11 protein-coding genes are annotated in these 8,902 nt (G+C 67.0%); 7 read left to right on the top strand and 4 right to left on the bottom strand.

The window, feature by feature from the left end; translation table 11 throughout:
• Positions 1 to 120: 120 nt before the first annotated feature.
• On the bottom strand, positions 121 to 930 hold the full coding sequence (locus A5736_RS14620) for an SOS response-associated peptidase (protein ID WP_076246968.1): 810 nt from the start codon (positions 928 to 930) through the stop codon (positions 121 to 123).
• 44 nt (positions 931 to 974) lie between these two features.
• Here A5736_RS14620 and aroA point away from each other — a divergent pair, with 44 nt between their 5' ends.
• Together aroA and rsgA are read left to right on the top strand one after the other, a co-directional pair.
• Positions 975 to 2,261, top strand: coding sequence for a 3-phosphoshikimate 1-carboxyvinyltransferase (gene aroA, locus A5736_RS14615; RefSeq protein WP_076246967.1), 1,287 nt, complete (start codon positions 975 to 977; stop codon positions 2,259 to 2,261).
• Entirely contained in the window at positions 2,258 to 3,238 is a 981-nt protein-coding gene (gene rsgA / locus A5736_RS14610) for a ribosome small subunit-dependent GTPase A (RefSeq protein WP_076246975.1), read from the top strand. The genes aroA and rsgA overlap by 4 nt, the downstream gene beginning before the upstream one ends.
• Here rsgA and A5736_RS14605 read toward each other — a convergent pair.
• Positions 3,235 to 3,711: a helix-turn-helix domain-containing protein gene (locus A5736_RS14605; protein ID WP_076246965.1), complete on the bottom strand. Its 477-nt coding sequence runs from the start codon at positions 3,709 to 3,711 to the stop codon at positions 3,235 to 3,237. The two genes, rsgA and A5736_RS14605, sit on opposite strands and share 4 nt — an antisense overlap.
• 108 nt (positions 3,712 to 3,819) lie before the next feature.
• Between A5736_RS14605 and A5736_RS14600 the strand changes: the two genes are divergently transcribed.
• Genes A5736_RS14600 through A5736_RS14585 form a run of 4 tightly spaced genes read left to right on the top strand, consistent with a single transcriptional unit; the run spans position 3,820 to position 7,550 of the window.
• Positions 3,820 to 5,004, top strand: a complete 1,185-nt coding sequence (locus A5736_RS14600) for an acetyl-CoA C-acyltransferase (protein WP_076246964.1) — start codon at positions 3,820 to 3,822, stop codon at positions 5,002 to 5,004.
• Complete coding sequence (locus tag A5736_RS14595) at positions 5,001 to 6,095, top strand: NmrA family NAD(P)-binding protein (protein ID WP_076246962.1); 1,095 nt, start codon at positions 5,001 to 5,003, stop codon at positions 6,093 to 6,095. The genes A5736_RS14600 and A5736_RS14595 overlap by 4 nt, the downstream gene beginning before the upstream one ends.
• Positions 6,095 to 7,057: a nitrilase-related carbon-nitrogen hydrolase gene (locus A5736_RS14590; RefSeq protein ID WP_076125718.1), complete on the top strand. Its 963-nt coding sequence runs from the start codon at positions 6,095 to 6,097 to the stop codon at positions 7,055 to 7,057. Before A5736_RS14595 ends, A5736_RS14590 begins: the two co-directional genes overlap by 1 nt.
• Positions 7,044 to 7,550, top strand: a complete 507-nt coding sequence (locus tag A5736_RS14585) for a DUF302 domain-containing protein (protein WP_076246960.1) — start codon at positions 7,044 to 7,046, stop codon at positions 7,548 to 7,550. Before A5736_RS14590 ends, A5736_RS14585 begins: the two co-directional genes overlap by 14 nt.
• Positions 7,551 to 7,559: 9 nt before the next feature.
• Here A5736_RS14585 and A5736_RS14580 read toward each other — a convergent pair whose 3' ends face one another.
• Positions 7,560 to 7,946 carry a hypothetical protein gene (locus A5736_RS14580; protein ID WP_076246958.1) on the bottom strand — a complete coding sequence of 129 codons (387 nt, stop codon included), beginning with the start codon at positions 7,944 to 7,946 and terminating at the stop codon, positions 7,560 to 7,562.
• Positions 7,947 to 8,076: 130 nt separating this feature from the next.
• Between A5736_RS14580 and A5736_RS14575 the strand changes: the two genes are divergently transcribed.
• Positions 8,077 to 8,310, top strand: a complete 234-nt coding sequence (locus tag A5736_RS14575) for a hypothetical protein (protein ID WP_076118935.1) — start codon at positions 8,077 to 8,079, stop codon at positions 8,308 to 8,310.
• 47 nt (positions 8,311 to 8,357) lie between these two features.
• On the opposite strand, the gene A5736_RS14570 is transcribed toward A5736_RS14575, so the two are convergent.
• Positions 8,358 to 8,894: a hypothetical protein gene (locus A5736_RS14570; protein WP_076246956.1), complete on the bottom strand. Its 537-nt coding sequence runs from the start codon at positions 8,892 to 8,894 to the stop codon at positions 8,358 to 8,360.
• Positions 8,895 to 8,902 lie beyond the last annotated feature (8 nt).

Genomic DNA, 8,902 nt, shown 5'->3' with positions numbered 1-8,902 from the left:
GGGGCCAACCACGAACCAACACCTACTGGCACCCCGAAAAACTCCTGCACAACGTCGACGCCGATGACCACGACGCCGATGACCACGCCGCCGATGACCACGACGCGGCATAGCGCGCCGCTATAGCAGGATCGGCTGCCCAGATTCCGGATCGGCCGGCGCGAGCAGCTCGGGGCCGTTGTTCCGAACGTTGTTGACCAGCGTGGACACCTGACGCAGCTCAATGTCGCCGGCATCCGGCGGGCGGGTGAGGAATTCGGGATCAAGGGCGGCATCGGGATTTAGCCAGGCGTCCCAGTCCGCTGGAGCGAGCATCAACGGCATCCGGTCGTGGATCTCGGCGAGCTCGCCGACGGCGTCGGTGGTGATGATCGTGCAACTCAGCAGCGGCGCAGCGTCTTTCGCGGGTTTCCACACCGACCACAGGCCCGCAGCGAACAGCGGCTCCCCGTCGCTGCGGTACATGTAGAACGGCGTCTTGCTCGACTTCTTTCCGCCCGGAGTATCAGCGTTCACGCGCCACTCGTAATAGCCGTCCATCGGCACCAGGCAGCGCTTGCCCTTGGCCGAACCGCGAAACGCGGGCGAGGTGGTGACCTTGTCGGCCCGGGCGTTGATCAGCAGCGGGCCCTTGTTCTCTGGCGCGCCGTCGGGACCGGCCTTGACCCATGGCGGGATCAACCCCCACCGCATGAGCCGGACGCGCCGGGTCGGTTCGTCGTCGGGCTCGCTGTGGCGGGTGACGACCGTGGCGATCGTTGAGGTGGGCGCCACGTTGTAGTTGGGCCTGCCAACATCGGGCGTCTTTACATCGGACGCCTTTGCATCGGGCGTCTTAGCATCGGGCGCCGCGCCCGTGGCCTCGTCGATCGCCTTGATCTTCTCGGCCAGCTTGGCCGGATCCGTCGTGACCGCAAACCGTCCGCACATACCACCCATGGTGGCAGAACGCGGTCACAAGCGATGATGTACCAGTGACGACCTGGACGGCCCCCGAGGCGAAGGCGCCGGTGCACGCGACCGTGACGGTGCCCGGCTCGAAGTCACAGACCAACCGGGCGCTGCTGCTGGCGGGGCTCGCGGCCGCACAGGACCAAGGCTCGTCGACCATCGGGGGCGCCCTGCGCAGCCGCGATACCGACCTGATGATCGGGGCGCTGCGGACCCTTGGTTTGTCTGTCGAGGGGGCCGGTTCCGAACTGACCGTCGGCGGCCGCATCGCCCCGGGCCCGGGCGCCCGGGTGGACTGCGGCCTGGCGGGCACGGTCCTGCGGTTCGTTCCGCCGTTGGCTGCGCTGGCCGACTCGCCGGTGGATTTCGACGGCGACGAGCAAGCCCGGGTCCGGCCTATCGCGCCCCTGCTGGACGCGCTCCGCGGTCTGGGCGTGCGGATCGACGGCACCGGCCTGCCCTTCCGGGTGCAGGGCACCGGATCGGTCGCCGGCGGCACCGTCGCGATCGACGCCTCGGCGTCATCGCAGTTCGTGTCGGGCCTGCTGTTGTGCGCCGCGTCGTTCACCGACGGCCTGACCGTCCAGCACACCGGGTCGGCGCTGCCCTCGGCGCCACACATCGCGATGACCGTGCAGATGCTGCGGCAGGCCGGCGTCGACGTCGACGACTCGGTCACGAACCGCTGGCGGGTGCGCGCCGGCGCGGTCGCGGCCCGGCACTGGGACGTCGAACCCGACCTGACGAACGCCGTCGCGTTCCTGGCCGCCGCCGTGGTCAGCGGCGGAACGGTGCGCATCACCGGCTGGCCCGCGCACAGCGTGCAACCCGCCGACGACCTCCTAGACGTCTTCGCGAAGCTGAATGCCGTTGTCACCCAAACTGATTCATACCTAGAGGTGCGGGGCTCCTCGGGTTACGACGGGTTGGACGTCGACCTGCGGGCCGTGGGCGAGCTGACACCATCGGTGGCCGCACTGGCGGCGCTGGCGAACCCGGGCTCGGTGTCACGCCTCTCCGGCATCGCCCATTTGCGCGGGCACGAGACGGATCGGCTCGCCGCGCTGAGCGCCGAGATCAACCGCCTCGGCGGCAACTGCGCCGAAACCCCCGACGGTCTGGTGATCACCGCGACGCCGCTGCGGGCCGGCACCTGGCGTGCCTACGCCGATCACCGCATGGCGATGGCCGGCGCGATCATCGGGTTGCGGGTCGCCGGAGTTCAGGTGGACGACATCGGCGCCACGACAAAGACATTGCCGGAGTTCCCGCGGCTGTGGGCGCGCATGCTCGAGGGTTCCAGCGGTTGAGGCCCGGCGACTACGACGAGTCCGACGTCAAAGTCCGGTCCGGCCGGGGATCGCGACCCCGGACCAAGACTCGTCCACGGCACGCCGATGCCGAGGCCGCGATGGTGGTCAGCGTCGACCGCGGCCGCTGGGGATGTGTGCTGGGCGGCAGCCCCGAACGCCGGGTCACCGCCATGCGGGCCCGCGAGCTGGGTCGCACGCCGATCGTCGTCGGCGACGATGTCGATTTGGTCGGCGACCTGTCCGGGCGGCCGGACACCCTGGCCCGCATCGTGCGCCGCAGCGAGCGGCGAACGGTGTTGCGGCGCACCGCCGATGACACCGATCCCACCGAGCGAGTGGTGGTCGCCAACGCGGACCAACTGCTGATCGTGGTGGCGATGGCGGACCCGCCGCCACGCACCGGTCTGGTCGACCGGACGCTGATCGCCGCCTACGCCGGCGGGCTGGCGCCGATCCTCTGCGTGACCAAGACCGACCTGGCGCCGCCGGAGCCGTTCGAGCGGCAGTTCGTGGACCTGGACCTGACGGTGGTCGCCGCGGGCCGCGACGATCCCCTGCTCGCGGTCGCGGACCTGCTCGCCGGCAAGATCACGGTGCTGCTCGGGCATTCCGGGGTAGGCAAGTCGACGCTGGTGAATCGCCTTGTGCCCGAGGCGGATCGGGCCGTCGGCGAGGTCACCGATATCGGCAGGGGGCGGCACACCTCGACGCAGTCGGTGGCGCTGCCTTTAGAGGGCTCCGGCTGGGTGATCGACACGCCGGGGATCCGTTCGTTCGGGTTGGCCCACATCCAGCCCGACGACGTGCTGCTCGCCTTCTCGGATCTGGCGGAGGCGATTGCCCACTGCCCGCGTGGCTGTGGTCACCTGGGGCCGCCGGCCGATCCCGAATGCGCGCTGGACAGCCTGTCCGGTCCTGCCGTTCGCCGTGTCGCGGCGGCCCGGCGGCTGCTGGTGGTGCTCAACCAGACCTAGCCAGTAGACCTAGCCAACCGCATGCCGAGCTCCTCGGGCGGCACTGGATGCCCGGCGGCGCAACGGATTTCCACGCTTGCCTCTGCCCCGCAGCCCTGGTGAATCAGCCGCAGGCGGTTGCGTCCGGGGAGGTGGTGCCTACCCCACTCGAACATCGCCCAGATCACCGGCATGAAATCGATTCCCGCCTCGGTGAGCACGTACTCGTCGCGGCCGCGCTGTCCCGGCTCGCGGTAGGGCCGCCGCGTCAGCAGCCCGAGGTCGACCAGTTCGGCCAGCCGCGCCGAGGTGGCCGCCTTGGTGATGCCGACCCGGCGCGCGAAGTCGTCGAACCGGGTGGTGCCGTAGTACGCCTCGCGCATGATGAGCATCGCCGACTTGGTGCCGAGCACCGCCATCGTCTTCTCGATGGAGCACTCTCCCACCGGCGACCATTTGTCGCGGTCGGCCAGCACCCCCTGCAGGAATGTCATGCAAATCACCTCTCGGTCTGGGTTGCTTTTACTATACCCAGATGTTTACCTAGGTACAGCTAGCAATACCTAGCTTCGGACTCCAGATTCTGGACTCAAGGAGGAGCCATGACCAGTTACCAGGGCCGCGACGCCGTCATCGTCGGCGCCGTCCGCACCCCCGTCGGGAAGGGCAAGGCCAGCGGCGCGTTGCACGATGTGCTGCCTGCCGACCTGCTGGCGCACAGCCTGCGTGAACTGGTGGCGCGCACCGGCGTGGACCCGGCGCAGGTGGACGACGTCATCGCCGGCGCCGTGACCCAGGTCGGCGACCAGGCGGTCAACATCGCGCGCAACGCGCTGCTGGGCGCCGGGTTCCCGGAGTCGGTCCCCGGTACCACGGTCGACCGCCAGTGCGGCAGCAGCCAGCAGGCCATCAGCTTCGCCGCCCAGGGCGTGCTCGCCGGCGCCTACGACATCGTCGTCGCCGGTGGCGTGGAATCGATGTCGCGCGTGCCGATGGGCACCTCGGTGTTGCCGGGCAGCAACCCGTTCGGCAACGACATGTCGGCGCGCTACCCCGACGGCCTGGTGCCGCAGGGCATCAGCGCCGAGCTGATCGCCGCAAAGTGGGGCTTTTCGCGCACCCAGCTCGACGAGTTCTCCGCATCCAGCCACGAAAAGGCCGCCCGCGCAACCAAGGACGGCCTCTTCGACAACGAGCTGATCGGAATCGCCGGACTGGAAACCGACGAGATCATCAGGCCCGCCACCACCGTCGAAACTCTGGCCACGTTGCAGCCGTCGTTCTACAGCGAGGCCGCGAAAGAGCGCTTCCCGCAGATCAATTGGTCGATCACGGCCGGCAACTCGTCGCCGCTCTCGGACGGCAGCGCCGCAGTGCTGATCACCACGAGCGACGTCGCCGCCAAGCTGGGCCTGCGCCCGCTGGCCCGGATCCACACCACGACCGTGGTCGGCTCGGATCCGCTCTACATGCTGACCGGCGTCATCCCCGCCACCGAAAAGGTGCTGCACCGCGCCGGGCTGACGCTGGCCGAGATCGACCTGTTCGAGGTCAACGAGGCGTTCGCGCCCGTCGTGCTCGCATGGGCGGCCGACACCGGAGCGGACCTGGCCAAGACCAACGTCAACGGCGGGGCCATCGCGATCGGCCACCCGCTCGGCGCCAGCGGCGCCCGCATCATGACCACGCTGGTCAACGCGCTCGAGCAGCGCGGCGGTCGGTACGGCCTGCAGACCATGTGCGAGGGCGGCGGCATGGCCAACGCCACCATCATCGAGCGCCTGTGAGAACGGAGGCCACCAACATGTCCAAGATCTTTGTCATAGGCGGCACCGGAGCCCAAGGCATCCCGATCGTTCGGGCCCTGGTCGCCGACAAGAAGTACTCCGTTCGAGTCCTCAGCCGTGATCCCGCATCCCGGCGTGCCAAGGAACTTCTCGAACTCGGCAACGTCTCCATCCTGGAAGGCACGTTCGCCGACGAAGCCGTGCTGCGGGAAGGATTCCGCGGTGCCGACGGGGCATTCGTCAACATCGACGGGTTCAACACCGGCGAGAAGACCGAGATGTATTGGGCGATCCGCGCCTACGAGATAGCCATCGAAGAAGGCGTCAAATTCTTCGTATACGGAAACCTCGACTACGGCCTCAAGAAGTCCGGGTACGACTCGAGATTCCGCACCGGCCACTACGACGGCAAGGGCCGCGTGGGCGAGTGGATCCTGTTCCAGAATCAGGCGAATCGCGATCGGATGGGTGCGGCGGTCTTCACGTCGGGCCCCTACATCGAAATGGTGATCTCACCCGGGACACCGATGACACCAACCGTGGAGGACGGCGTCGTCACGTGGCGGGTTCCGCTCGGCGAGGGCGCAGTGCCGCACGTGTCGCTCGAGGACTGCGGATATTACGTTCGCTGGCTTTTCGACCATCAAGACCGCGCGAACGGCATGGACCTCGAGGTCGCAATCGACCAGGTGCGCTACGCCGACCTTGCCGCGGCGTTCGAGAAGGTCACCGGGCATCCGGCACGCTACATCGACACCGACCTGGCCGAGTACTGGAGCAACGGTCCAATGAGCGCCGCGGCACAGGCGCCCGCCGGATACAACGCCGACCCAAATGACAAGAGCACCATGAACATTCGCGACAACTTCACCGGATTCTGGAATCTGTGGAAGCATGAGGTCATCACGCGCGACTACGCCCTGCTCGACCAAATCCACCCGAATCGGATCAGAAGCGCCGAGGAGTGGTTAAGGCGCGAAGACCAGCGGGGACGAGAGCTGGGCAAGGGCGGCCTGTGGGATAGGGTTCAACCGGAAAACCGGACCCCGATTCTCAAGATCGGCGAAGACAGGCGGACAGGAAAGCTGTAATGACCGTAATACGTGCCGCCGCCGTGCAACTCAGCCCCGTGCTGTACAGCCGGGAGGGCACCGTCGACCGGGTCGTCGGCAAGATCGAACAGCTGGCCCGCCAGGACGTTCAGTTCGCAACCTTTCCCGAGACGGTAGTCCCGTATTATCCGTACTTCTCCTTCGTCCAGCGCCCATTCGAAATGCGTTCGGAACAACTGAAATTGATGGACCAGGCGGTGACGATACCGTCGCCGGCGGTCGCCGCGATCGGTGCGGCGGCGCGGAGCGCCAACATGGTGGTGTCCGTCGGCGTCAACGAGCGTGACGGCGGTTCGCTGTACAACACCCAGTTGCTGTTCGACGCCGACGGCACCCTGATTCAGCGCCGGCGCAAGACCACGCCGACCTACCACGAGCGGATGATCTGGGGGCAGGGCGACGGCAGCGGGCTGCGCGCGGTCGACAGCGCCGTCGGGCGAATCGGGCAGTTGGCCTGTTGGGAGCACTACAATCCACTGGCGCGGTACGCCCTGATCGCGGACGGCGAGCAGATCCACTCCGGCATGTTTCCCGGATCGTTCGGCGGTGACCTGTTCGCGCAGCAGGCCGAGATCAGCGTGCGCAACCACGCGCTCGAATCGGGCGCCTTCGTCGTCAACGCGACCGCATGGATCGATGACGATCAGCGAGCGCAGATCGTGGCCGACACGGGCGGGCCGATCGGCCCGATCTCGGGTGGCTTCTTCACGGCGATCATCAGCCCCCAGGGCGAGTACCTGGGCGAGCCGCTGCGTTCCGGCGAGGGCGAGGTAGTGGCCGACCTCGACTTCTCATTGATCAACACCCGCAAGATCCTGATGGACGCCAGCGGCCACTACAGCCGGCCCGAACTGCTCAGTCTGATGGTCGATCGCACGCCGACGGCTCACGTGCACGAGCGCGTGGAACCATCCCCGGAGACCGAGAATGTCCACATCTGAAATCACCTTCCAGGGCGTGCGTGCACGCTACGGGAGCGCCAAGACCTACGACGAACTGGTCGCCTCGCTACTTGCCGACATCGGCGAAAAGCCGGTTCCGATCAATGATTTCGCGACGGCTGCGGGCGACTGGCCGTCCTATCAACGGCTGGTCGAACCCCATGTCGGGCCAAGTGGATTCATGCTGTTCGGGCTGCTCGACCATGGCACGTGGATCGAAAAGGCCGGCATCAAACGCAAGGTGCTACGCGTCATCCTCGGCAACCCGCTGATCGCGATCACGATGTTGCGCCACGACGTGACCGCGGGGTTGTTTGCCCCGGTCGAGGTGCTGCTCGTCGACGAGGGGGACGGCCACAGCAGTCTGACCTACGTCAAGCCGTCGTCACTGATGGTCTTGGACACGGGCGCGGGGCCCAACCCCGAGTTACTCGGTGCCGCAAGGCAGCTCGATGACAAGTTGGCCGCGCTTGCAGAAAAGGTGGCGGCCTGACGCCGATCCCTATGGCGTACCTTCCCAGTGCTTAGCGAGCGGTGTGCCGGCGAACTTTTCGAGCATCAAGCGGGAGAAGGACAGCAGCGCACTGCGTGGCCGGTGGTTCACTACGACCTGCTGGGTCTGCCCCGCGGCGTTAAAGGTGACCCACACAACAACGTTGGTGTGCACGCCGTGGATCTCAGTCGAGTAGTCCTCAACGAAGCCGTAGTCGCCAACCGGACCGGCAAAGTTGAACTGCTGGTTGTCATACACCTCGCGTGCGGTGACCACGATCGAGCGAACGTCGTCCGCGCTATGCGCGGTGCCGTCCATTGCCGCGGCCTCCAGGGTGACGTCGTCGGCGAGATTGTCCAGCCACACCGGGTAGTAGGGCTTGCCCATATACGTCATGCCGCGCCTCCCTCGGAAATCAACACTGAGCCTGCCATAGCCTCAAGACTTCCCGGGATGTTGTTCTCCGCGGTGGAAAACGGGTACTCCGCCTGCACGACGTTGCCGCAGGATGTAAAGGAGTCCAAAAGTGGCGAAAGATCATGGATCCAGCGTCAAGAATGACAAACAGTATGAGGGCCTGCGCAAGAAAGGGATGAGCAAGTCCCGGGCGGCCGCGATATCGAACTCGCCCGGCGCCTCCAGCCGGGGCGGCAAGAGCTCGGGCAGCAGCCAAAGCAGCCGCAGCAGCGGAAGCGGCAGCGGCGGTAACACGTCGCAGAAGAAGGCCGCCGGGCGCAAGGGCGGCAAGAAGTCGAGCTAGTTCGGCGAATCGCCCAGATCCCGAATTACATAGCGCCGCAGCGTAACTCAGAGCCAGCCGGTGCGGGCTGCGGCAACCGGCTCCGCGGCGGCCGGGGCCAACGTGCCGTCTCGCACACCGTCGAGCATCCGTTTCACTGTTGCGACGATCTCCGGGGCCGCCGCGGCGAGTCCCTTCCGATCGGCGTCGGTGACCTGGTCGGGATCGACTCCCGCCCGGGCCAGCACGGCGTCCGGGTCGGCCAGCTGATCGGCCAGCCAGGTCAACGGGTCGGCTGACAGCTCTGGAACGAAATGCCGGCGGCTCGGCTCCCATCCGTTGAAACGGGGATGGTGATGTGCCCGATCCAGCGTGCCCGGCGGGCTCTCGGTTGAGCCGAAAAGGTCCACCCGCCACACCGGACGGTTGAAGGCGATCGGGACGCCTGCGTAGATCGATCCCTGCGGCGCGGCCCGGTCGATGAGGCGGAGTTCCAGCCTGACCCCCCGCTCGGGGGTTTCCTGACCTTCAAGCGGCGTCGGATCGACGAAGAACATGTCGCCGACGACTACACCCAGACTTTCGAATCCGAACGCTTCGAGCATCGCGCACC

Source organism: Mycobacterium sp. SP-6446, from assembly GCF_001954045.1.
Classification (GTDB): Bacteria; Actinomycetota; Actinomycetes; order Mycobacteriales; family Mycobacteriaceae; genus Mycobacterium.
This window is presented reverse-complemented; position numbering and strand designations above follow the sequence as displayed.